We start from the raw sequence: 21,958 nt of genomic DNA on the forward strand, positions 1-21,958 counted from the left end.
CCCTCGATTTGTCGTTCCGAACGGGTGCCGCTTCAGCCCTTCAAACGTTCCAGGGCCATGTCCCGCAGCCTGTTGCGCTGGATCTTGAAGCCGTTGGGCGACGGCGTCTTGGGGAAATCGTCGATCGCGAAGACGCGTAGCGGGACCTTGTAGCCGGCGAGGCCGTGCCTGCAGTGTGCGATTGCGGCGGCCTCGTCGAGGCTCGTGCCGGGCGCCAGGATCACGAAGGAAACGGCGCGCACGCCGTCGGGACGGGCGACGGCGATGGTCTGGCAGCCCGTGATGCCGGGCAGCTTCTGCAGATGGGTTTCGATCTCGAGCGGATTCACCAGGAAGCCCGAGAGCCGCAGCACGTCGCCCATGCGGCTGAGGAACGTGAAGCCGCCGCGGCCATCGAGCTCGGCGAGGTCGCCCGTGCGGACATAGCCGTCGGCCGTGACGGTCTCGGCGGTGGCTTTTTCGTTGCCGTAGTAGCCGGCCATCAACGACGGGCCGGCGCATTCCAGCGCGCCGGGCTGACCGACGCCGAGCAGCTCGCCACTCTCGGGGTCGCGCACGCGGATGTGCGCCAGCGGCGAGGTCGGCACGCCGCCGCCTTTCTTGCGGTCGGCCACCGCCGAATCGGGGGGCTGGAGGGCGTAGAGGGCCTGCACTTCACTCATGCCATAGAGGCCACTGAGCCGAAGGCCGCGTCGCTCAGCCCTTTCGGGCAGATCGTTGAGGGCCGCATTGAAGGCAGCGTAACCGGCCCACTTGATCGACGGAAAGGGTAAGTCGCCCGGCACGACATCGAGCAGGCGGGCGTACATATCGTCGCTGCCGAACATGGTGGTCGGTCGGTGTCGTTCGATGAGACGCGCGATCTCGGCAATCTCGTAGGACTCGACCAGCACGCAGGGCTTGCCGGCGGCCAGGGTCGCCATCGTCTGATTGAAGCCGAAGACGCCGCAGAGCGGCAGGATGGAGAGCGAGATCGTCTCGGGTGCTGCCAAGCCGAAGACGCGCGCGACTTGCTGGGCGTGGCCGGTTATGGCGCCCTGGCGGTGCAGGACGAACTTGGGCGCGCTCGTCGTGCCCGACGTGGTGAAGATGTTGCAGGGTGCGCTGGGCCGTGCGTGATTCGCCGCAAGCCGCGGACGTGTCAGCAGCCGCTCGAAGGGTACGCGCCGCAGACGTTCGATCGCGGGCGGTATCGACGCGGGTTCGTCGCCGACTGTCACGAGGGCGCGGAGCCTGTCGAGGGCGTGGGGATCGATGTCGGCGAGGATCGCGAGAAAGTCGATGCTGCGGAAGCCCGGCGCGCAGGCCAGTACCTTGGCTCCCGAGCGCTCGACGATGTCCGCCACTTCGACCGCGCGATAGCGTGTGTTGACGGCAACGGCGATGGCGCCCAGCCGCGCGCAAGCGAACAAGAGAAGGGGGTAGGCGGGTGTATTGGGCAGCCAGAGCGCGACCCGGTCGCCCGGACCGACGCCCAGGTCGGCCAGGCCCTGAGCGGCCCGCGCGGCGCTGTCGACCAGCTCCGCGAAGCTCAGCACCCGATCGCCATGAATAAGAGCCGGTGCCTGGGGCGTTTCGTCGGCGATGCCGGCAATCAGCGTCCACAGGTCGGCAGCAGGATGGGTAAGTGGCATGCGGCGCGGAGACTAGCGGAAGAGAGTTTCATCTCAAGCGTCATGAACTTGACCCAGGTGTCGCCGACATCGCTGTCAAATCAGGCTAGGCGAGATCGCACGGCGTTCGCGGCCGACATCGCGGCCAGTTAGGTGACGGACACGTCAGCCTATGCACGCGACGACTGAATCGAAAGATTGAACCTCCAGACAGCCACCGTTACGCTCCGTGCAACAAGAATGCATCCGGAGGAAATCATGAAGACGGTTGCTGCTGTTGCCGCGGTGCTTTGCGCCGTCGCCTGGGCCGGATGGTCGCCCGCCAACGCTCAAGCCCAGAACAAACCCAAGGTTTGCGACAAGCCGCAACAGATGGAAGGCTTCAAGACCTGCGCCGACATCGCCAAGGCGGAAGCCGAAGGTGCCTTCACCCTTTATTCAACCGATCCGGAGCAGGGCCAAGTCAAGCTGCTGGCCGCCTTCAACAAGGTGTTTCCCAAGATCAAGACGAGCTACGTCCGCCTGCAGGCCGGCGCGCTCTACGCCAAGGTGCTTTCGGAGCGTCAGGCCAAGTCCTATCTCGTCGATGTCATCCAGATCTCCGACATGGGCATGATCCTGGACTTCCAGCGCAAGGGCGGCTTCCGCCAGTACGTCTCGCCCGAGATGCAGTTCTTCCCCAAGGAGGCCAAGAGCCAGCCGGAAGGGTTCTGGACCTGGGGCTCGGTCATCATGGCGGGCATCGCCTACAATCCCAACCAGGTGTCGGCGGCGGAGGCGCCCAAGAAGTGGGAAGACCTGCTCGACCCGAAGTGGAAGGACTCGATCAACGTCAAGGTGTCGAACTCGGGCCTGCAGCACGGCGTCTGGTACATGCTGTTGCCGATCCTGGGCGGCGAGTATTTCAAGAAGTTCGGCGAACAGAAGCCGCGCGCCTTCGATTCCTACGTCCAGCAGTACGGCCGGCTGGTCGACGGGCAGGACAAGATCATCATGGGCGCGCAGTACTCGGGCTACATCGAGTTCAAGGCTAAAGGCGCACCGCTCGCCTTCGTCTTCCCGGAAACCGGCGTGCCGGCCGTGCCCGAGACCTACGGTATCGTCGACCAGGCGCCGCATCCCAACGCTGCCGAACTGTTCATGGACTGGTTCCTGTCGCCGGTCGGCCAGAAGGCCCTGGCGGAAGCGCTGCTGCTCCACTCGCCGCGGGCGGACGTGCCGCCGCCGGGTGGCAGCGATACCGTGCCGCTGAGCAAGATGAAGCTGCTCTCGCCGGCCGACTGGGAGGCCTTCGAGAAGGACCGTCCGACTTTCGCCAAGGAGTGGAACCGCATCGTCGGCACTGGGCGCTAAGGGGCGCTAGGCATTGGCTGACGGACCGATGGGCGTTCTGCGCCCTCGTATCAACGGGCAGGCCCTGACGACGCTGGCGGTCCTCGCGATCGTCGGCTTCCTGGTCCTGCTGCCGATGGTATTCCTGGTCGAGGAGTCGCTGAACGTCGGCGACCCCATGGCGTTCCCGCCGGTCGAATTCGGCCTCGCCAACTACATCGCGATTCTCGAGGAGGACTTCAAGACCGTGTGGAACACGGTCGTCATCGCCGTGATGGCCACGGTGATGGCCATCCTGATCGGCTTCACGCTCGCCTGGATCCTGACCCGCACCAACGTGCCCGGGCGCGAGAAGCTCGAGCGGCTGATGGAGCTGCCGTACTATATGACGCCGCTGGTCGGCGCGCTCGCCTGGGCGGTGATCGCCGGCCCCAAGAGCGGCTTCCTCAACCAGATCTGGAAGGCGCTTGGCGGCACCGGGGATATCGCGGACATCTACACCCACTTCGGCATCGCCTGGGTGATGGCGCTGTTCGAGGGCACGGTGGCCTTCGTCATGATCTCGGCGTCGATGAAGTCGATGGATCCCGCGCTCGAGGAATCGGCGCGCGTCATGGGGGCCTCGAAGCTCCGCACGATGCTGACCGTCACGCTGCCGCTGGTCATGCCCGGCGTGCTGGGGGCCATGCTGTTCGTCTTCGCCGAGATGCTGGGTTCGTTTGCTGCCGCCCTGGTGCTGGGCATTCCCGGTCGCATCTATGTCATCACCACGGCGATCTGGGATTCGACGCTCGCCTATCCGCCGGACTATGGCCGTGCCTCGGCGATGGGCCTTTCGCTGTTTGTCGTCATGTTCGGCATGCTGACCTTCTACCGCCGCGTCATCGGCCGCGGCAGCTTCGCCACCATCACCGGCAAGGCGTTCCGGCCCCGGCCGATGGATATGGGGCGGTTCGCCTGGGTGCTGTTCAGCGTCTGTGCGCTTTATGTGGCGCTGGCGGTGGTCTTTCCGATCGCGGCGCTCCTGATGACCTCGCTGCAGCGCTTCGCCACTGTGCTCCTCGACCAAGCGCAATGGACGCTTGCCAACTACGAGGTGGCGCTGTCGCTGGGTCCGGTACGCACGGCGCTGTTCAACAGCATCATGCTGGGCCTGGGCGTCGCCACGGTGGGCGTGGCGATCATGGCGTTGCTGGTCTGGATCATCTACCGATCCAATCTGCGCGGTCGCGGGGCGATCGAGTATCTCGTCATGTTCCCGCAGGCGGTGCCGCGCCTTGTGTTCGGCCTGGCTCTGTTGTGGGCGTGGCTCAACATCCCGGTCGGCCTCTACGGCACTCTGTGGCTGCTGGCGCTGGCCTATTTCACGGTGATGCTGCCGCTCGGTGTGCGCACGCTGGCCGGCGTGGTGCTGCAGATCGACAAGAGTCTGGAGGAGTGCGCGCGGGTCTGCGGCGCCTCGTGGGGCTACCAGATGCGCACCGTCACCTTGCCGTTGCTCAAGCCCGGCATCCTGGCCGCGTGGCTGCTGATCTTCATGGCCTGCGTGCGCGAACTCGGTGCCTCGGCTTTCCTGATGGGCCCCAACGCCAAGGTGATCGCGCCGTCGATCGTCAACGCCTTCGCCACCAGCGGCACGGAACTTACCGCAGCGATGGCGTTGATCCAGACTTTCACGGTGATCGTGGCGTTGATCATTCTGTTCCGCGTGGCGCGCGGCATGACCAAGGAGCTGCAGTGAGCGTGACGCGTATCGAAGTCAAGGATCTGGTCGTGCGCTACGGCGATCAGGTGGCGGTGAATGGCGTGAGCTTCACGGTCGGTCGCGGCGAACACCTGACGCTGCTTGGCCCGTCAGGCTGCGGCAAGACCACGACCCTGCGCGCCGTCGCCGGCTTGGAATCCCCCTCGGGTGGCAGGATCAGCATCGACGGCCAGACGATGTACGACTCCTCGCAGCGCAAGAATGTCCATACCGAGCAGCGCGGCGTCTCCATGGTGTTCCAGTCCTATGCCGTGTGGCCACACATGACGGTGTTCGACAACGTCGCTTACGGCCTGCGGGTCCGAAAGCTCGGCGCCGAGGAGATCAAGGCCAATGTCGAGCGCGCCCTCGACCTGGTGCAGATGCGCCATCTTGCCGACCGCGGCGCCTCGAAGCTGTCGGGCGGCCAGCAGCAACGGGTGGCGCTGGCCCGCGCCATCGCCTTTTCGCCGACCGTCGTGCTGTTCGACGAGCCGCTCTCCAACCTCGACGCCAAGCTTCGCGCGGAGATGCGGGTCGAGTTGCGGCAACTGCAACGACGGCTCGGCATCACGTCGGTCTACGTCACCCACGACCAGGAGGAGGCGCTCGCGATCTCCGACCGCGTGATCGTGATGAATGTGGGCGTGATCGAGCAGATCGGCACACCGGAGGAGATCTACAACAAGCCGCGCAGTCGCTTCGTCGCCGACTTCGTGGGCTCGGCCAACCTGATCAAGGGCAAATCGGTGGGCGAGGGGCTGTTTGCCGTCGAAGGCGGCCCGACGCTGAAGGTCATGGCGCCGCATGAGCCGCACGGCAAGGAGAACGAAGTCGCCGTCCGCACCGCCTATATCGATCTCGAACCGCGGTCCGGCGACAACCATGTGCCGGGCAAGGTGCGGCAGCGTCTGTTCCATGGCGATTTCGTGCAGTACGTCATCGACAGTGCCGTGGGTGCGCTGATCGTGCGCCGGCCGCCCGTGAATCTTCTATCCGAAGGCGCCGACGTAACGCTGTCTTTCTCGCCGGAGCACTGCGTTCTGCTTGAGGCCTAGAACGGCTCGGTACCGGCGACAATGACCCGGTGCATCAGGCGCCGTTCGCTTTCGGGGTAGTCGGCGTTGGCCTTGTGCATGGTGCAGCGATTGTCCCAGATCACGATGTCGCCCCGACGCCAGACATGGCGGTACTGGTATTTCGGCTGCGTGGCGTGGGCGATCAGCTCGTCGAGCAGACGGTCGCTCTCGGCGCGGTCGAGCCCGACAACCTGTTCCATGCGGTTGGGATTGAGATAGAGGGACTTGCGCCGCGTTTCGGGATGCGTGCGTACCAGAGGATGCGTCGCCTCCGGCATGGCGGCCATTTCCTCGTCGGGTCGTGTCGAGATGCGGCTGAGCTTCCGGCTCGAACTGTATTTGTGGATCACCTTCAGCGGATCGATGCGCGCCCGGGTTTCGGCTGGAAGGTCGCTGTAGGCGGCGTACATGTTGGTGAACTGCGTGTCGCCGCCGCGAGACGGTACCATCACGCCGTAGAGCATGGTGAGCGAGCAGGGCTCTCGCATGAAGCTGTCGTCGGTGTGCCAGTTGGCGCCGTTCACGATCTTCTTGCCGTCGCCCAGCACGTCGCGATCTTCACTCGAGATGATGTTGACCTCGGCGCATTCGGGCGTGCTGGCGAGTTGTTTGCGCAGCATCGGCATTCCGAACCGCGACATGGCATCGAGGAAAGCACGCGGTTCGAGGTGCTGGCCGCGGATGCAGAGCACAAGATTGTCGTGCAGCACGTCGATCAGTGCTTGCTGCGTCGCGGCATCCGGCAGGCGATTGAGATCCACACCGCTCACCGCCGCCGCCATATGGCCACCGAGCTTTTCGGTTTGGAAATTCATGGCGTTGCTCCCATACGCCGGGGTAGCGTGCGCGCCGATCCCAGCAAGGACAAGAGGGAACCCCATGAAGATCGCCTATTCCGCTGCAAGTCCGTATGTCCGCAAGGTCATGGCTTGCGCGATTGCCCGCGGCCTCAACGACAAGATCGAACGCTGGACCGTGGGCACGACCGATCCGGCCCTGCTGCCGTTCAATCCTCTGTCCAAGGTGCCGAGCTTCGTCACCGACGATGGCATGATGCTCTACGACAGTCCGGTGATCTGCGAGTATCTCGACAGCGTCGGCAGCGCGGCCAGGCTTTTCCCGGATGCAGGTCCGGCGCGTTGGAATGCGTTGCGTCAGCAGGCGCTGGGCGACGGCATCATGGATGCGAGCCAGCCGCGTCGCCGCGAGATCGCGCTACCGCAGGACGACGGCCGCAAGGCCTATATCGACCTGCAGCGCGGCAAGGTGAGCCGCGCCATCGACGCGCTCGAGAAGGAAGCGGCGTCGTTCGGCGAGCTGAAGACGATCGGCGAAATCGCCGTCGGCTGCGCGCTGGGCTATCTCGATTTCCGCTTCGCCAACGAGCCGTGGCGGCCCGGCCATCCGAAACTCGACGCCTGGTACGCCAAGGTCGTGATGCTGCCGCCGCTCGCGGAGACGATGCCAAAAGGATAATTGGCGGCCGATCGTCCGCCGCCGGTTCTTTGCGCTAGACTAGGTGCAGGCATCGGGCGACGTCGGGGGCGGACATGCCGGCACGGACAGGCGAGCAATTCCTGGAGGGGCTTCGCGGCAGTCGTGAAGTCTGGGTCGACGGCGAACGCATCGCCGACGTCGTCGACCATCCCAAGCTGCGGGGCGCCGCCCACGCCCTGGCCGAGGTCTACGATCTCCATCACAAGCACGCCGACATCTGCCTCGCCGCCGATCCCGAGACCGGCGAGGCGATCCCTGTCAGCCATTTGATCCCACGGTCACGCGACGACCTGGCGCGACGGCACCGGGCGCTGCGTCAGGTCGCCGAATATTCGGTCGGCCTGATGGGCCGGACTCCCGACTACATGAACGTGACCTATGCGGGCTTCGCTGGACGGCCGGACGAATGGGGCACCAACGGCAACGAATTTGGAGCGGAGCGGCTGATTGCCTACCAGAAGCTGCTGCGCCGCGGCGACATTGCGCTGACGCACACCATCGTGCAGCCGACCGTCGACAAGGCGGCCGGCGACGCGCCCTCGGCCGGCAACGCCCATGCGCTGCGCAAGGTGGGCGAGACGGAACACGGCATCGTCGTGCGCGGCGCGCGGGTGCTGGCCACGCTGGCGCCGTTCGCCGACGAGATCGCGGTCTATCCCGCGGCGCCGCTGCCACAGGGTGCCGACGACTATGCGCTTTCCTTCTGCGTGCCGATGGGCACGCCGGGGCTCAAGTTTCTCTGCCGCGATTCGATGTCGGCGCCCGGCAATCGTTTCGACCATCCGCTGTCCGGCCGGTTCGACGAACAGGACGCATTCGTGATCTTCGACGATGTCGAGGTGCCGCGCGACCGGCTGTTCGTCGACTGCAACCTCGCCACCTACAACACGGTGATGACCTCGAGCTGGCAGCCCAACATCATGCAGCAGACCATGATCCGGGCCTGGACCAAGCTCGACTTCGCCTGGGGGCTGGCGTTGCGCATGGCGGCGTCGATCAACGCCGTCGATCCCGAGACGCAACGCCTGATCGGTGAAATCTGGACCTATGCCGAGTTCACGCGCGCGGCCATCGTGGCGGCCGAGGCCGAGGCGAAGGAATGGCCGACCGGCCTTTGGACCTGCGGCATCCGTCCGCTGCACGCCCTGCGGGCCACCCTGCCGCTGTGGTTCCCGCGGGTGAACGAGATCCTGCGTCTGATCGGCTCGCACAATCTTCTGGCGGCCCCGACCGCGGCCCAGCTCGCCGATCCCGACCTGCGGCCGCTGATCGACCGTTACCTGCCCGGCGCCAAGGGCATGGCGGCCGAGGAGCGCATCCGCGTCTTCCGGCTGGCCTGGGACTTTGCCGGCAGCGCGCTGGCCAGCCGCAACGAACAGTACGAGCGCTTCTACCTTGCCTCGTCGACGCGCAACCTGGCACGGCACCTGCAATTCACCGACCGCAGCCGCGCCGACCGGCTGGTGCAACGCTTTCTCGACGAGGAGTATTAATAGACAGGGCGGAGGAGGGGCCGATGAGCGATATCGACACCAAGCCGCAGGTAGTGGAGCGGACCAAGACCAAGCAGCCGCCGCTCTACAAGGTCATCCTTCTCAACGACGACTACACGCCGCGCGAATTCGTGGTCGTGGTGCTGAAGGCCGTGTTCCGCATGACCGAGGAGCAGTCCTACCGCGTCATGATGACGGCCCATCAGCTCGGCGCTTGCGTGGTCGCGACCTACACGCGCGACATCGCCGAATCCAAGACCACCGAGGCCAACGACATGGGCCGCAGCGCCGGTCATCCGCTCGAGTTCAGCACCGAGCCGGAGGAATAGGTTTCCAAGGGGATTACCTGCAAGGTTATTGCCGTCGCGAGATGTGCGATGAACGATGGGAGTAGCGACCCGCCGCGCACGGATGAGAGAAGAAGCAATGTTGTATGCAGAAGACCTCGCCGAAGGTCAGCAGTTCCAACTCGGCGAATACACCATCAGCGAAGCGGAGATCCTGCAGTTCGCGCGGCAGTACGATCCTGTGCCGATCCATACCGATCCCGAAGCCGCGGCGGCCGGACCTTTCGGCGGACTGATCGCCAGCGGGTTCAATACGATCGCGATCTACCAGCGGCTCATCGTGGAGGCGGTCTGGTCGAAAGTTGCGGCGATCGTGGGCCGCAGCATCGAGGTCCGGCTGCCGGCGCCGGTCCGCCCGGGCACGAAGCTTACGGGCCGATCAGAGGTCCAGAAGATCACCCTCCGACCGGAGCGCCGCGACGCCGTCGCGATCTTCAGGACGGAGCTGACCGACGGTGAGGGCAAGGTCGTGCTGGTCCTGGTCCTCGACGTCCTCCTTCGTCTCCGGCCGGCGCAAGCCCGGCCCTAAGGTGTCCCGAGGTTTTATCCTGCCGTAAGCCCGGCCGCCTCGATGCCGGCAATGCAGGCGGCTTCGTCCTCGTCGCCTGTGCCACCGCTGGCGCCAGCCGCGCCCAATATGGCGCCGGCGGCGTCCTTGATCAGCACCGCGCCGGTCTGCGGCAGGAACTTGCCCTGCGCCGTCGCCGCCAGCGCGCCGTAGAATTGCGGGTTCTCCTTGGCGCGGGCCAGCAGCGTGCGGCTGGAGGCGCCCATGCCGACGGCGGCCCACGCCTTGCCTATGGCGACGTCGACCCGGAACATGCTGGCCTCGTCCTCGCGCTGCAGCGACTTCAGATGGCCTGAGGAATCGAGCACCGCCACGGCCAGAGGCTTGATCTTCATCTCGCGCGCCTTGGCGAGGGCGGCTTCCACGATCCTGTTGGCCTGGGCGAGCGTGAGTGACGGCATGGAGGTCTCCTTGTGCGAGGCGAGACTGTAGCAGGAACTCCGCTCCGGAATGCCCGTTGCTTGTCGGCCTCTACGGGAACGGATGGAACGATGGCTCGGGCGGCGAAGATCCGCATCGGCATTTCGGGCTGGACCTACGCGCCTTGGCGCGGCCGGTTCTACCCGGAGAAGCTGCCGCGCAAGAGAGAGCTGGCCTTCGCAGCTTCCGTGTTTCGCAGCATCGAGATCAACGGCACTTTCTACGGCATGCAGCGGCCTGATGCCTTCGCACGATGGGCCGAAGAGACGCCGGATGATTTCGTCTTCGCGGTGAAGGGGCCGCGTTTCCTCACGCATATAAAACGTCTGCGCGAACCGACCGCGCCCCTGGCCAACTTCATGGCCTCGGGATTGCTGCGGCTGGGGGCCAAGCTCGGGCCGCTTCTCTGGCAGTTTCCGCCGAGCTTTCGCTTCGATGCGCCGACGATCGAGGCGTTCCTGAAGTTGTTGCCGCACGACACGGAGACGGCCGCTACCTTGGGGCGCCGTCACGATCATCGTTTGAAGGCGAGAGCCTGGCTGCGGCCGGCCAGGCGATGGCCGATTCGGCATGCCATGGAGATACGTCACGAGAGTTTTCGGGATCCGGCTTTCATTGCCCTGCTGCGCGAGTACAAGGTCGCTCTGGTGTGCGCCGACACGGTCGAATGGCCGCTGCTCATGGATCTGACGGCGGACTTCGTCTACTGCCGGCTGCACGGCTCGCGTGAACTCTATCGCAGCGCTTACCGTAGGAAGGAGCTGGAGCGCTGGGCCAAGCGCGTTCGTGCCTGGCGGGACGGCAAGCCGATGCGCGATGGCGACTTTGCGGGGCCGCCGCCAAAGCGGTCGATGCCGCGCGACGTCTATGTCTACTTCGACAATACGGACAAGCTGCAGGCGCCGAACGATGCCCGGGCCCTGGCCCGGTTGCTGGACGCGCGGTGAGGAGAGCATGAAGGGGCGAGCTGCACAGCTCAAGCGCACCGCGAAGGAAGCCGCGGCTTGCACGCGTTGTCCGCTTTACCGCCATGCGACGCAGACCGTGTTCGGCGAAGGTCCGGTTGGCGCGGCGATCATGATGGTGGGCGAACAGCCGGGCGATCAGGAGGATCGGGCGGGCCGACCCTTCGTCGGCCCGGCAGGCAAGGTACTCGATCGTGCGTTGGCAGCAGCGGGAATCGATCGCGAAAAGGTCTACCTCACCAATGCGGTGAAGCACTTCAAGAACGAGCCGCGAGGCAAGAAACGGCTGCACAAGCGGCCGAACCGCTACGAAACCGAAGTCTGCAAGGTCTGGATCGACAAGGAGATCTCCCTGGTACGCCCGCAGCTCATCCTTGCGCTGGGCGTCACGGCGGCGCAGAGCCTGACGGGGCGACGGACGATCGTGTTGTCGCGCGAACGGGGCCGGGTGCTCGAACTGCCCGATGGTCGGCGTGGAATGGTGGCGACCCATCCTTCGGCGATCCTGCGTATGCCCGACGAGGCGGCACGCCGCGCGGGATTCTCTACCTTGGTCAAGGACCTGAGAATGGCGAAGCAGCTGTCCGCAAGTTAGTCCGCGAGTTCCGCTGGTCGCCGTCCTCCGTCTTGGCCTGCGACCTAAGTCCCTCTAAATATTGACGAATCTGCCCTTTTCGGCTTGGAAAGGCGGTCCCTGGGACAGGACAGGCTGGGTGGAAAACCAACGTGAAAACAACGGGTTGACGGATCGGGCTCTGGTCCGTATTTTCCGCCCGCTTTCGGAATTCCCCCGGCTCGGCCGGGGCTTTTTGTTGAGTTAGGACCATGAAGATCCGTCATTCTCTCAAGTCGGTGAAGGCCCGTCACAAGGACTGCCGCATCGTGCGCCGTAAGGGCCGCGTTTACGTGATCAACAAGACCAACCCGCGCTTCAAGGCTCGCCAGGGCTAACCGGCCGGCTGAACGCGGTTCGCGTCTTCATGAACAAAGCGGCGGAGGCCTTTGGCTTCCGCCGCTTTTTCATTTGGCGTATGAGCGAAGCATGCAGATGCCGCCGCTCGATCCCGCCATCCTCTCTCGTCGTTCAGAAATTGTCTCGGCGTTGCGTGCCATCGTGCCCGGCGAGGGTGTGATCGACGATCTCGACGGCATGCGTCCCTACGAGTGCGACGCGCTGTCGGCCTATCGCCAGATGCCGCTGGTCGTGGTCCTGCCCGAGACGGTCGATCAGGTCTCCGCCATCCTGCGCTATTGCCAGGACAACAAGGTCAAGGTCGTCCCGCGCGGCGCCGGCACGTCGCTGTCCGGCGGCTCCATGCCGGTGGGCGATGCGATTCTGCTGGGCCTCGGCAAGTTCAACCGCGTGCTCGAAATCGACTACGCCAACCGCTGCGCCCGGGTGCAGCCCGGCGTCACCAACCTCGGCATCACCAAGGCGGTCGAGCACGAGGGCTTCTACTACGCACCCGATCCCAGTTCGCAGATCGCCTGCTCGATCGGCGGCAATGTCGCGGAGAATTCCGGCGGCGTGCACTGCCTGAAATATGGCCTCACCACCAACAACCTGCTCGGCATCGAAATGGTGCTGATGACCGGCGAGGTCGTTCGGCTGGGCGGCAAGCATCTCGACGCCGGCGGCTATGACCTGCTCGGTCTGATGACCGGCTCCGAAGGGTTGCTGGGCGTCGTCACCGAAGTGACGGTGCGCCTGCTGCGCAAGCCCGCGACGGCGCGCGCTGTTCTGCTGGGCTTTCCGACCGAGGCCGGCGCCGCCGACTGCGTCGCTGCCGTCATCGCCTCCGGCATCATCCCGGGCGGCATGGAGATGATGGATAAGGATGCCGTGAAGTGCGCCGAGGCCTATGTCGGTGCCGGCTATCCGCTCGATGCCGAGGGGCTGCTGATCGTCGAACTCGATGGCCCGTCGGTCGAGGTCGACTATCTGGTCGACCGCGTCGCCGAGATCGCCCGCAGCCGCGGCGCCACGACCGTGCGCGTGAGCAACGACGAGCAGGAGAGGGTGCTGTTCTGGGCGGGCCGCAAGGCGGCCTTCCCGGCCGTCGGTCAGATCTCGCCGGACTATATGTGCCTCGACGGCTCGGTGCCGCGCGGCAAGCTGGTCGAGGTGCTGGCCGAGATGCGCCGGATGTCGAAGCAGCACGGCCTGCGCGTCGTCAACGTCTTCCATGCCGGCGACGGCAATCTTCATCCGCTGATCCTGTTCGACGCCAACGACCCCGACGAGCTGCGCCGTTGCGAGGAGTTCGGCGCGGATATCCTGCGGCTCTGCGTGCGGGTCGGCGGCGTGCTGACCGGCGAGCACGGCGTGGGCATCGAGAAGCGCGACCTGATGGGCGAGCAGTTCACCGAGATCGACCTCGATCAGCAGATGCGCGTGAAATGCGCCTTCGATCCCGACCACCTGCTCAATCCCGGCAAGGTATTCCCCAAGCTGCGGCGTTGCGCCGAACTTGGCCGGCTGGTCGTGACGCAAAACAAGATCCCGTTCCCCGACATTCCGCGGTTCTAAGAAATGACAAGCACGATCAAGCCGCGCGACTCGAAGGAGTTGCGGCAGGCGGTGGAATGGGCGCTGAACGAGGGGGCGACGCTCGACGTTCGCGGCAGTGGCGCCAAGCTTGCCCTCGGCAAGCCGATGGTCTGCGATCAGGTGCTCGATCTCTCGGGCCTCTCCGGCGTGGTCGACTATGCGCCCGAGGAGCTGGTGGTGACCCTGCGTGCCGGCACGCCACTCAAGGATATCGAAGCGCTGTTGGCGCAACGTAACCAGATGCTGGCCTTTGAGCCGCCCGACCTTGGTCCGCTGCTGGGCCGGCCGGCCGGCGAGGGGACGCTCGTCGGTGCCGTGATGGGCAATCTCGCCGGTCCGCGCCGCCTCTCGGCCGGCGCGGCGCGCGATCATCTCCTGGGCTTCAACGGCGTCAACGGGCGCGGCGAGGCGTTCAAGTCCGGCGGCAAGGTGATGAAGAACGTCACCGGCTACGACCTCTCCAAAGTCATCGCCGGCTCCTGGGGCACCCTGGCCGTGCTCGACGAAGTGTCGGTGAAGGTGCTGCCGGCGCCCGATCAGACCCGCACGCTCCTTCTGCTGGGGCTCGCCGACGAGGCGGCCGTGCAGGCGATGTGCGCGGCCATGGGCAGCCCGCACGAGGTTTCGGGAGCGGCGCATCTGCCGGGCAGGACGGCGCTGCGCATAGAAGGCGTGGCGCCCTCGGTCGAGGCACGTCTTAAGGGCTTGCGCGAGCTGTTGGCCGATAGCGGCGCCCGGATGGAGGAACTCGGCACGCTCGAAAGCCGCACCTATTGGCGCGAGGTCCGCGATGTGGCACCGCTCAAGGCCGCGGCAAACGATGTCGTCTGGAAGATCTCCTGTCCGCCAACCGAAGGGCCGGCCATCGTGGCGAGGATCCGCGCCGGATGCCGCGCCGCCGAAGCCTTCTATGACTGGTCCGGCGGCATGATCTGGCTGGCGCTGCCGGCCAGCGCCGATGCCGACCATGTCCTGGTGCGCGGGGCCATTGGGGCAGCTGGCGGTCACGCGACGCTGATCCGCGCTCCCGAAGCCGTGCGGGCGGCAGTCCCCGTGTTCCAGCCGCTGCCGCCGGCCTTGGCGGCGCTGTCGGCGCGCGTAAAGGAGAGCTTCGATCCCAAGGGGCTCTTCAATCCGGGGCGGATGGGCTGATCATGCAGACCAATTTCACCCTGGCGCAGCTTGCCGACCCTGAGACCGCCCGCAGCGAGCAGATCCTGCGTAAGTGCGTTCATTGCGGATTCTGTACGGCAACCTGTCCGACCTTCGTGCTGCTGGGCGACGAGCGCGACAGTCCGCGCGGCCGCATCTATCTCATCAAGGCGATGCTCGAGGGGGATCGGGCGCCTACAACGCAAGAGGTGCGGCACGTCGACCGCTGCCTGTCGTGCCTGTCGTGCATGACGACCTGTCCCTCGGGCGTGAACTACATGCATCTGGTCGATCATGGCCGGCATCGCATCGAGGAAAGCTACAAACGCTCGTTGCCCGACCGGCTGATGCGCAATGTCCTGGCCTATCTGATGCCACGGCCCGGTCTCTTCCGCTGGGCCATGATCCTGGGGCGGCTTGCCAAGCCATTGACGCTAGTTCTGCCGTCGACGAGCAGCGATGCCGGCGGCGCTACCTTCCTGCGCCGTCTGCGCGCCATGCTGGAGGCCGTGCCGGACAGGCTGGCGTCACCGTCGCCCGTTGACCGCCCACAGACCTTTCCGGCCAAGGGGTTGCGCCGCAAGCGGGTGGCCTTGATGCCGGGCTGCGGTCAGCAGGTGCTTGCGCCCGAGGTGAACGAGGCAACGGTACGGTTGCTGACGCGCCACGATATCGAAGTGGTGAATGTCGCGGGCTCCGGGTGCTGCGGTTCCTCGGTGCTGCATGTCGGCCGCAACGAGGAGGCCATCGAACTTGCCAAGCGCAACATCACCGCGTGGCTGCGCGAGATGGACGGCGCTGGCCTCGATGCCATCGTGATCAATGCCTCGGGCTGCGGCACGACGGTGAAGGATTACGGCAACATGCTGGCCGACGAGCCGGAGTGGCACGAGAAGGCGCTGCAGGTCGCCCGGCTTGCCAAGGACGTGAGCGAGGTCATGGCCGAAGTCGGTCTCGTGAACGTGACGCCGCAGAAACTCACCGTCGCCTATCATGCGGCCTGCTCGATGCAGCACGGGCAGCGGGTCATCGAACCGCCCAAGAAGCTGCTGCGCGACGCGGGCTTCGTCGTGAAGGACGTGCCCGAAGGCCATCTTTGCTGTGGCTGGGCCGGCACTTATCAGGTGCTGCAGCCCGAGCTGTCGCGCCGCCTGCGCAACCGCAAGGTGGCGAATATCGAAAGCGTGAAACCCGACGTGATCGCCGCCGGCAATTTCGGCTGCATCGGCAATATCGCGGCAGGCACTGGCATCCCGATCGCTCATACGGTCGAGCTGCTGGACTGGGCGACCGGGGGACCGAGGCCAGCCGCCTTTCGTTAGACGCCATCAACCAGAGGCGCCATGACGCTCCTTCGCTCTTGCCTTGCCGCCCTGATCGGCCTGATGCTGGGAGCGAACGTGCTGGCACAGAGCCCGGGGAGCAACACCATGCTCGATACCCTGTTCGCCAAGCTGCAATCCGCCACAGATCCGTCGGCTATCCAGGCGCTGGAAGCGGCGATCTGGGAACAGTGGACGATGGTTCCCGATGCGAATCAACGCGAGCTGATGTTGCGCGGCGTGGCGGAAATGCAGCAGCGCGACTTCCAGTCGGCCGTCGAGACGTTCACGCAATTGATTGCAATCGCCCCCGACCTGCCGGAAGCCTGGAACAAGCGCGCGACCGTGCACTGGCTGATGGGCAACTTCACGGGATCGCTGGCGGACATCTGCGAGACGGTGAAGCGCGAACCGCGCCACTTCGGCGCCTATTCGGGTCTCGGGATGATCCGCGCGGAGATGGGCGAGAACGGCCGGGCGATCGCGGCCTTCGAACTGGCGCGCAAGTACAATCCGCACATTCAGGGCATAGATGGTGAAATCGCGCGTCTGCGGGCGCTGGGGGGCGACGCGCCGTCGAATCCGCTGGATTGCGGGGAACGTACTGCCGGACGCTAGCGCCGCGCTTGCCGCGTCAACAACCCGGATGCACATTGCCGGACCATCTTTTCCGAGGGAGTAGGAAATGGCCACGTTGTATGTCGGCGGACGCCTGTTCGACGGCGAGAAGGTGCAAGACGGGCAGGCGGTGCTGGAAGAGGGCGGCCGCATCAAGCGCGTCGCACCCGTGGGCGAGTTCAAGGGGTTTGCCGGCCAGCGGGTCGACACGTCGGGCGGCACGCTGATTCCCGGCATCATCGACTGCCACGTCCATTCGCTGTCCGGCGCCGAGGGCAATCCCGGCGCGGTGCAGGACCGGCTGAGCGCGGCGCAGATCACGGTGCGCGGCATGGAATTCATGCAGCGCACGCTCGAAGGCGGCATCACCGCGGTGCGCGACTGCGGCGGCAAGGACTATATTGAGTTCGCCATTCGCGACGCCATGAATGCCGGCCGCTTCCTGGGGCCGACCATGCGCTGCGCCGGCCGCATGATCTGCATGACGGGCGGTCACGGCAATCGTACCGGCCGCGTTGCTGACGGTATCGACGAGGTGGTGAAGGCGGTGCGCGAGCAGGTCCATGCCGGCTCCGACCTGGTGAAGATCATGGCGACCGGCGGCGTGATGACGCCCGGCGTCAATCCGGAAGACGCACACTACAGCCCCGAAGAGATGAAGGCCGGCATCAGCGAGGCCCATCGCTTCCACAAGTGCTGCGCCAGCCACGCCCAGGGCGCGCTCGGCATCCTGAACGCCGTGCGGGGCGGCATCGATTCCATCGAGCACGGCATCTTCATGGACGAAGAATGCTGTCGCGAGATGAAGGAACGCGGCGTGTGGCTGGTGCCCACGCTGGCTGCCGTGAAGAACATCCTCAAGGGCTACGACGACGGCGACCGCTCGATTCCCGACTACGTGATCGAGAAGAGCCGGCGCGTCTACGATCGTCACATCGAGGCGACCAAGATGTATTATTCGGCCGGCGGTCGTATCGCGATGGGCACTGATGCGGGGACGCCGCACAATCGTCACGGCGAGAATGCACGCGAGCTCGAATTCATGTGCGACATCGGCATCTCGGCGCGCGACTCGCTGTTCTTCGCCACCGCCAGCGCCGCCGACCTGATGCGGCTTAGCGACCATGGCCGTATCAAGGAAGGCAACATTGCCGATTTCGTGGTGTGCGACGGCGATGCGCTGGCCGACATCAAGCGGGCCGCCCGCAAGGAGAACCACCGGATGGTGGTGAAGCGCGGCATCGTCGCGAAGGACAATCGTGCGGCTTTTGCCGCGCAGGCTACGCGCGTCGCGGCCGAGTAGGGCGCAGGCATCGGCGATCCCGAGGGTTTTGTGGAAGAGATATTTCTCATCCTGATCGGGATCGCCTGGGCGCTCGGCACGCCGCTGATCGCCATCATCGCGCTGGTCCGCACGTCGAGCCTGCGCGCGCAGAACGAACGGCTGGCGTCGGAACTGGCGGGAATCAAGCGTCAGTTGGTGGCCGGCGAAGCGCTGCCGCCACCTTTCGCAGCTTCGGCGGTCGAACCGCCAACCATTCCCATCGAAGCAATGCCGCCGCCGGGGGCGCCGTTCGAGCCGGACACGCAGCCGGAGCCCGAAACCGTCCCCCTTGAAAGCCTGCCGCCGCTGCCGGCGCCGACCGTCGCCCCTGTTTCTGTGGGGTGGGAGCAGCGGCTGGGGGCGCGGGCCTTCCTGTGGATCGGCGCCATCACGCTGGCGCTCGCGGCGATCTTCCTGGTTCGCTACTCGATCGAGGAAGGATACCTCTCGCCCGAGGTGCGGGTGATCCTGGCGGCGCTGTTTGGCTTCGCGCTGATCGGCGGTGCCGAGCGGCTGCGCAGCAAGGACGACCGTGTCGCCCAGGCGCTGTCCGCCGCCGGCGTGGCCGCTCTTTATGGCTCACTGTTCGCAGCCGTCGCGCTCTACGGCATGGTCTCCAAGTTTGCCGCAGGAGGTGCTGCCGCGGCGCTGACGGCCTTCGGCATGGGCCTGTCGTTGCGTCACGGCATCCTGGTCGCGGCGCTCGCCTTCGTCGGTGGCTTCGCGAGCCCCGCCGTCATCGGCAGCCAGGAACCCAACACGCCGGTGCTGTTCGGCTACCTGTTTGCCATTGCCGCGGGCACGTTGGGCGTCATCCGCGTGCGCGGCTGGTGGCTCCTCGGCTGGGGCGTGCTGGCCGGCGCAGTCCTGTGGACGGTAGCCTGGATGCTGATGGGGGCCGACATGTCGGAGCTCCATTGGGTCGGCCTGTTCCTGGTGGGCGTGTCCGGGCTCTTCGTCTGGGCGACCTGGCGGCGGATGGCGGAGGAGGAGAATCCTCCCCGCGATGTTGCAGCACTGGTCTGGTCGGCAGTCGGCATTTCGGGTGCGCTGCTCGTCGCTTTGATCGTGCAGGATGGCGGCCAGCAGATGACGGGTTGGGCGGCCCTCGCGCTGCACGGTGTCGGCGCTTTCGTCCTGGGACGATGGACGCCGCGCTTCCAGTACGCGGCAGCCTTGGCGCCGGCCCTATCGCTGGCAGCGTTGGCCCTGTGGTGGCTGGCTTCACGCGATATCCCGGCTGAATGGAGCGATACGCGCTTTGGCTGGCTCGCGGTCGGCTTTGGCGGTCTCTACGCGGCGGGTGCCTTCGCTTTGCTCTGGAATGCGGCGCGGCCAGGCTTCTGGGCGGCCCTTTCAGTGGCTGCGGCACTCTCACACTTCCTGTTGAGCTGGTACGTGCTGCGCGAGGCAGGTGGCGCGTGGGGCTTGATCAGCATCGGGCTTGCGGCGCCTTTCCTGGTAGGGGCCGAGCGGCTGGTGCGGTGGCGCGAAACCATGCCGGGCGCCACCGAAGCCTTGGGTTTTTTCGCCGCCGGCGTCGCCTTCTTTATCGGCGCAGCGATCCCGCTCGAACTCAATCGCGAGTGGATCACGGTGGCCTATGCCATCGAACTGGCCGCGGTGGCGGCCATCGCGGCCCAGCTCGGGCTGGTGTCGCTGCGCCAGCTCTGCTGGCCGCTCCTGACAGTCGTGGTCGTGCGCTTCGTGCTGAACCCGGAAGTCCTGAAGTATCCACTCGGACTCTCGCCGATCCTGAACTGGATCCTTTGGGGGTATGGCATCTCCATCGCCGCACTGGTCGTCGCACTCCGCTTCCTGCGCCCGACTGGCGACATTCGCCTCGTCCGCGCCGTCGAGGCCGCAGCGGCACTGCTCGTCTTCGTCCTGCTGACGCTCGAGGTCAGGAGCATCTTCCAGCCCGCGACGATGGACATGCTGGGCTCCGGCTTCATGGAGCGGGCGTTCTATGTGCTGGTGTGGGGAGGCTTCGCGCTGGCGGCACTCTGGTGGGCGCGTCGCGACCACGATCTGGTGGCGCTGTGGGCCTGGCGCCTCAGCGGTACTGCGGCCGCGCTCCTCGCGCTGATCGTACAGGTCGTGATCGCCAATCCAGTGTTCGAGCCGGCCGGTGTCGGCATGTTGCCCATCGCCAACGGGTTGTTGCTTGCCTATGCGGTGCCTGCCGCGATGGCAGTGCTGGCGCGGCAGTGGATCGATGCCGATCCGGAGCGCCGGGTGGCCGTCCTGGCCGAAGTGACAGCCTCGATCCTGGCCTTCGTCTACGTCTCCTTCGAGGTGCGCCACGTTTTCGATCCGTCGTTCGAGCGGCCTGGCTTCGGTGCAGACGGACTGGAACTCTACACCTATTCGATCGTATGGCTCCTGTTCAGCGTCGCCCTGCTGGCCCTGGGTTTCGTGCGCAAGGCCGCGGCGTTCCGGCATGCCGGCATGGTGCTGGTTTGCATCGTGGTCGCCAAGGTGTTCCTGATCGACATGGCGGGGCTGCAGGGCCTGCTGCGGGTCTTCTCCTTCCTGGGCCTTGGCGCGGCGCTGATCGGGCTGGGTTATGCCTATCGCCGCTTCGGCTTCGACAGCAAATGACGAGCGACCTCTTTCCAGAGACGAAGCTGTCTCTCGACGCCTTGCGGGCGACGCAGCTCGAACGGCTGCGTGAAGCCGTGCGGCATGCCTACGACAACCAGGCGCCGTATCGCGTCAAGTGCGAGGCCGTGGGTGTCCATCCCGATCATTTGCGCACGCTCGACGATCTCCGCCGCTTTCCCTTCACGGCCAAGAGCGACCTGCGCGACGCCTATCCCTACGGCATGCTGGCGATCCCGCGCGAACATTGCGTGCGTGTGCATGCATCGAGCGGCACGACGGGGCGGCCTACGGTAGTCGGCTATTCGGCGCGGGACATTGCCACGTGGGGCGAGCTGATGGCGCGCTCGCTCCATGCCGGTGGGGCGCGGCCGGGCGATATCATCCACAATGCCTACGGCTACGGTCTGTTCACCGGCGGGCTCGGCGCGCATTACGGCGCGGAACGGCTCGGCTGCACGGTGGTGCCGATGTCGGGCGGCTTCGGCGAGCGGCAGGTCCAGCTCATTCGCGAATTCGGCGCGCGGGTCGTGCTGATGACGCCATCCTACATGCTGGCGATCGCCGAGGAGTTCGAGAGGCAGGGCATTGATCCGCGTGAGACGGCGATGCGCATCGGCATCTTCGGTGCCGAGCCCTGGACCGAAGCCATGCGCGCGGAGATCGAGCGCCGCCTGGGCATCGATGCCGTCGACATCTACGGTCTCAGCGAAGTGATGGGGCCAGGGGTGGCCTGCGAGTTCGTCGAGACCAAGGACGGGCCCACGATCTGGGAGGATCATTTCTATCCCGAGATCGTCGATCCCGAGACCGGCGCGCCGGTAGCCGACGGCGAGCCCGGCGAACTCGTCTTCACGACGTTGACCAAGGAGGCGATGCCGGTGATCCGCTATCGCACGCGCGATCTCACGCGGCTGCTTCCGGGCTCGATGACGACGATGCGGCGGATGGCCAAGATCACCGGGCGCAGCGACGACATGTTGATCGTGCGCGGCGTCAATCTCTTTCCGAGCCAGGTCGAGGAGCAGATCCTGCGGGATCCGGCGCTGAGCGGGCACTATGTCATCGAGCTTTCGCGGACGGGCGCACTCGACGATCTTCTGGTCAGAGCCGAAGCCCGCACGCCGCTTGGCGGCCACGCGGAAGCACGATCAGCTCGGGAGCTGATACAGCGCCTGAAGGGGATGTGCGGCCTTACCGCCACTGTCGATGTCCTGCCACCGGGTTCGATCGAGCGGTCGCTTGGCAAGGCGCGGCGCGTGATCGATAGACGCGCGAAAGATTGACATCGTCCGGATGGAGTCCAGGCTATTGTATCGCATAATGCCA

Annotated in this window: 20 protein-coding genes; 17 read left to right on the forward strand and 3 right to left on the reverse strand. The window is 65.8% G+C overall.

What is annotated here, in order from left to right; translation table 11 throughout:
• Positions 1–32: 32 nt before the first annotated feature.
• Positions 33–1,634: an AMP-binding protein gene (locus BN60_RS07135; protein WP_020695324.1), complete on the reverse strand. Its 1,602-nt coding sequence runs from the start codon at positions 1,632–1,634 to the stop codon at positions 33–35.
• A gap of 237 nt (positions 1,635–1,871) precedes the next feature.
• Between BN60_RS07135 and BN60_RS07140 the strand changes: the two genes are divergently transcribed.
• The 3 genes from BN60_RS07140 to BN60_RS07150 are packed head-to-tail and all read left to right on the forward strand — an operon-like array spanning position 1,872 to position 5,747.
• Positions 1,872–2,966 carry an ABC transporter substrate-binding protein gene (locus BN60_RS07140; RefSeq protein WP_043283714.1) on the forward strand — a complete coding sequence of 365 codons (1,095 nt, stop codon included), beginning with the start codon at positions 1,872–1,874 and terminating at the stop codon, positions 2,964–2,966.
• A 28-nt stretch (positions 2,967–2,994) separates the two neighbouring features.
• Complete coding sequence (locus BN60_RS07145) at positions 2,995–4,686, forward strand: ABC transporter permease (protein WP_020695326.1); 1,692 nt, start codon at positions 2,995–2,997, stop codon at positions 4,684–4,686.
• Positions 4,687–4,688: 2 nt separating this feature from the next.
• Positions 4,689–5,747, forward strand: coding sequence for an ABC transporter ATP-binding protein (locus BN60_RS07150; RefSeq protein ID WP_043285012.1), 1,059 nt, complete (start codon positions 4,689–4,691; stop codon positions 5,745–5,747).
• Here the strand turns inward: BN60_RS07150 and BN60_RS07155 are convergent.
• Positions 5,744–6,583 (reverse strand): TauD/TfdA dioxygenase family protein, encoded by an 840-nt coding sequence (locus BN60_RS07155; RefSeq protein ID WP_020695328.1) that lies wholly within the window; start codon positions 6,581–6,583, stop codon positions 5,744–5,746. The two genes, BN60_RS07150 and BN60_RS07155, sit on opposite strands and share 4 nt — an antisense overlap.
• A 64-nt stretch (positions 6,584–6,647) precedes the next feature.
• Here BN60_RS07155 and BN60_RS07160 point away from each other — a divergent pair, with 64 nt between their 5' ends.
• From BN60_RS07160 to BN60_RS07175, 4 genes are all read left to right on the forward strand, one after another.
• A complete protein-coding gene (locus BN60_RS07160) occupies positions 6,648–7,244 on the forward strand; it encodes a glutathione S-transferase N-terminal domain-containing protein (protein ID WP_020695329.1) in 597 nt (198 codons plus the stop codon).
• A gap of 74 nt (positions 7,245–7,318) precedes the next feature.
• A complete protein-coding gene (locus BN60_RS07165; RefSeq protein ID WP_020695330.1) occupies positions 7,319–8,758 on the forward strand; it encodes a 4-hydroxyphenylacetate 3-hydroxylase family protein in 1,440 nt (479 codons plus the stop codon).
• Positions 8,759–8,781: 23 nt separating this feature from the next.
• Complete coding sequence (gene clpS, locus BN60_RS07170) at positions 8,782–9,087, forward strand: ATP-dependent Clp protease adapter ClpS (RefSeq protein ID WP_020695331.1); 306 nt, start codon at positions 8,782–8,784, stop codon at positions 9,085–9,087.
• 97 nt (positions 9,088–9,184) lie between these two features.
• A complete protein-coding gene (locus BN60_RS07175) occupies positions 9,185–9,634 on the forward strand; it encodes a MaoC/PaaZ C-terminal domain-containing protein (RefSeq protein WP_020695332.1) in 450 nt (149 codons plus the stop codon).
• Between the two features lie 14 nt (positions 9,635–9,648).
• On the opposite strand, the gene BN60_RS07180 is transcribed toward BN60_RS07175, so the two are convergent.
• The gene (locus tag BN60_RS07180; RefSeq protein ID WP_020695333.1) at positions 9,649–10,074 is read right to left on the reverse strand and encodes a GlcG/HbpS family heme-binding protein; all 426 of its coding nucleotides are present in this window, start codon (positions 10,072–10,074) and stop codon (positions 9,649–9,651) included.
• A gap of 90 nt (positions 10,075–10,164) precedes the next feature.
• Between BN60_RS07180 and BN60_RS07185 the strand changes: the two genes are divergently transcribed.
• The 10 genes from BN60_RS07185 to paaK all read left to right on the forward strand — a co-directional run bounded on the left by BN60_RS07185 (position 10,165) and on the right by paaK (position 21,915).
• Entirely contained in the window at positions 10,165–11,040 is an 876-nt protein-coding gene (locus BN60_RS07185) for a DUF72 domain-containing protein (protein WP_020695334.1), read from the forward strand.
• Positions 11,041–11,047: 7 nt separating this feature from the next.
• Complete coding sequence (locus tag BN60_RS07190) at positions 11,048–11,653, forward strand: UdgX family uracil-DNA binding protein (RefSeq protein ID WP_020695335.1); 606 nt, start codon at positions 11,048–11,050, stop codon at positions 11,651–11,653.
• Between the two features lie 230 nt (positions 11,654–11,883).
• A complete protein-coding gene (ykgO, locus tag BN60_RS07195) occupies positions 11,884–12,009 on the forward strand; it encodes a type B 50S ribosomal protein L36 (protein ID WP_020695336.1) in 126 nt (41 codons plus the stop codon).
• A gap of 91 nt (positions 12,010–12,100) precedes the next feature.
• Positions 12,101–13,588 carry an FAD-linked oxidase C-terminal domain-containing protein gene (locus tag BN60_RS07200; RefSeq protein WP_020695337.1) on the forward strand — a complete coding sequence of 496 codons (1,488 nt, stop codon included), beginning with the start codon at positions 12,101–12,103 and terminating at the stop codon, positions 13,586–13,588.
• A 3-nt stretch (positions 13,589–13,591) separates the two neighbouring features.
• On the forward strand, positions 13,592–14,761 hold the full coding sequence (gene glcE / locus BN60_RS07205) for a glycolate oxidase subunit GlcE (RefSeq protein ID WP_020695338.1): 1,170 nt from the start codon (positions 13,592–13,594) through the stop codon (positions 14,759–14,761).
• 2 nt (positions 14,762–14,763) lie between these two features.
• A complete protein-coding gene (glcF, locus tag BN60_RS07210; protein ID WP_020695339.1) occupies positions 14,764–16,083 on the forward strand; it encodes a glycolate oxidase subunit GlcF in 1,320 nt (439 codons plus the stop codon).
• Between the two features lie 21 nt (positions 16,084–16,104).
• Positions 16,105–16,701 (forward strand): tetratricopeptide repeat protein, encoded by a 597-nt coding sequence (locus BN60_RS07215; protein ID WP_051150099.1) that lies wholly within the window; start codon positions 16,105–16,107, stop codon positions 16,699–16,701.
• 67 nt (positions 16,702–16,768) lie between these two features.
• Positions 16,769–18,004: a metal-dependent hydrolase family protein gene (locus BN60_RS07220; RefSeq protein WP_020695340.1), complete on the forward strand. Its 1,236-nt coding sequence runs from the start codon at positions 16,769–16,771 to the stop codon at positions 18,002–18,004.
• A 30-nt stretch (positions 18,005–18,034) separates the two neighbouring features.
• Positions 18,035–20,629, forward strand: coding sequence for a DUF2339 domain-containing protein (locus BN60_RS07225; protein ID WP_020695341.1), 2,595 nt, complete (start codon positions 18,035–18,037; stop codon positions 20,627–20,629).
• Positions 20,626–21,915, forward strand: coding sequence for a phenylacetate--CoA ligase PaaK (gene paaK, locus BN60_RS07230; RefSeq protein ID WP_020695342.1), 1,290 nt, complete (start codon positions 20,626–20,628; stop codon positions 21,913–21,915). Before BN60_RS07225 ends, paaK begins: the two co-directional genes overlap by 4 nt.
• Positions 21,916–21,958 lie beyond the last annotated feature (43 nt).

Origin of the sequence: Reyranella massiliensis 521 (assembly GCF_000312425.1) — a bacterium.
Classification (GTDB): domain Bacteria; phylum Pseudomonadota; class Alphaproteobacteria; order Reyranellales; family Reyranellaceae; genus Reyranella; species Reyranella massiliensis.

Coding starts and splice junctions, on each gene's coding strand:
- BN60_RS07180 (WP_020695333.1), bottom strand. CDS start 10,074: ATGCCGTCACTCACGCTCGCCCAGGCCAACAGGATCGTGGAAGCCGCC.
- BN60_RS07190 (WP_020695335.1), top strand. CDS start 11,048: ATGAAGGGGCGAGCTGCACAGCTCAAGCGCACCGCGAAGGAAGCCGCG.
- glcF (WP_020695339.1), top strand. CDS start 14,764: ATGCAGACCAATTTCACCCTGGCGCAGCTTGCCGACCCTGAGACCGCC.
- BN60_RS07155 (WP_020695328.1), bottom strand. CDS start 6,583: ATGAATTTCCAAACCGAAAAGCTCGGTGGCCATATGGCGGCGGCGGTG.
- BN60_RS07215 (WP_051150099.1), top strand. CDS start 16,105: ATGACGCTCCTTCGCTCTTGCCTTGCCGCCCTGATCGGCCTGATGCTG.
- BN60_RS07145 (WP_020695326.1), top strand. CDS start 2,995: ATGGGCGTTCTGCGCCCTCGTATCAACGGGCAGGCCCTGACGACGCTG.
- BN60_RS07220 (WP_020695340.1), top strand. CDS start 16,769: ATGGCCACGTTGTATGTCGGCGGACGCCTGTTCGACGGCGAGAAGGTG.
- BN60_RS07140 (WP_043283714.1), top strand. CDS start 1,872: ATGAAGACGGTTGCTGCTGTTGCCGCGGTGCTTTGCGCCGTCGCCTGG.
- BN60_RS07175 (WP_020695332.1), top strand. CDS start 9,185: ATGTTGTATGCAGAAGACCTCGCCGAAGGTCAGCAGTTCCAACTCGGC.
- ykgO (WP_020695336.1), top strand. CDS start 11,884: ATGAAGATCCGTCATTCTCTCAAGTCGGTGAAGGCCCGTCACAAGGAC.
- BN60_RS07165 (WP_020695330.1), top strand. CDS start 7,319: ATGCCGGCACGGACAGGCGAGCAATTCCTGGAGGGGCTTCGCGGCAGT.
- paaK (WP_020695342.1), top strand. CDS start 20,626: ATGACGAGCGACCTCTTTCCAGAGACGAAGCTGTCTCTCGACGCCTTG.
- clpS (WP_020695331.1), top strand. CDS start 8,782: ATGAGCGATATCGACACCAAGCCGCAGGTAGTGGAGCGGACCAAGACC.
- BN60_RS07200 (WP_020695337.1), top strand. CDS start 12,101: ATGCAGATGCCGCCGCTCGATCCCGCCATCCTCTCTCGTCGTTCAGAA.
- BN60_RS07160 (WP_020695329.1), top strand. CDS start 6,648: ATGAAGATCGCCTATTCCGCTGCAAGTCCGTATGTCCGCAAGGTCATG.
- glcE (WP_020695338.1), top strand. CDS start 13,592: ATGACAAGCACGATCAAGCCGCGCGACTCGAAGGAGTTGCGGCAGGCG.
- BN60_RS07185 (WP_020695334.1), top strand. CDS start 10,165: ATGGCTCGGGCGGCGAAGATCCGCATCGGCATTTCGGGCTGGACCTAC.
- BN60_RS07135 (WP_020695324.1), bottom strand. CDS start 1,634: ATGCCACTTACCCATCCTGCTGCCGACCTGTGGACGCTGATTGCCGGC.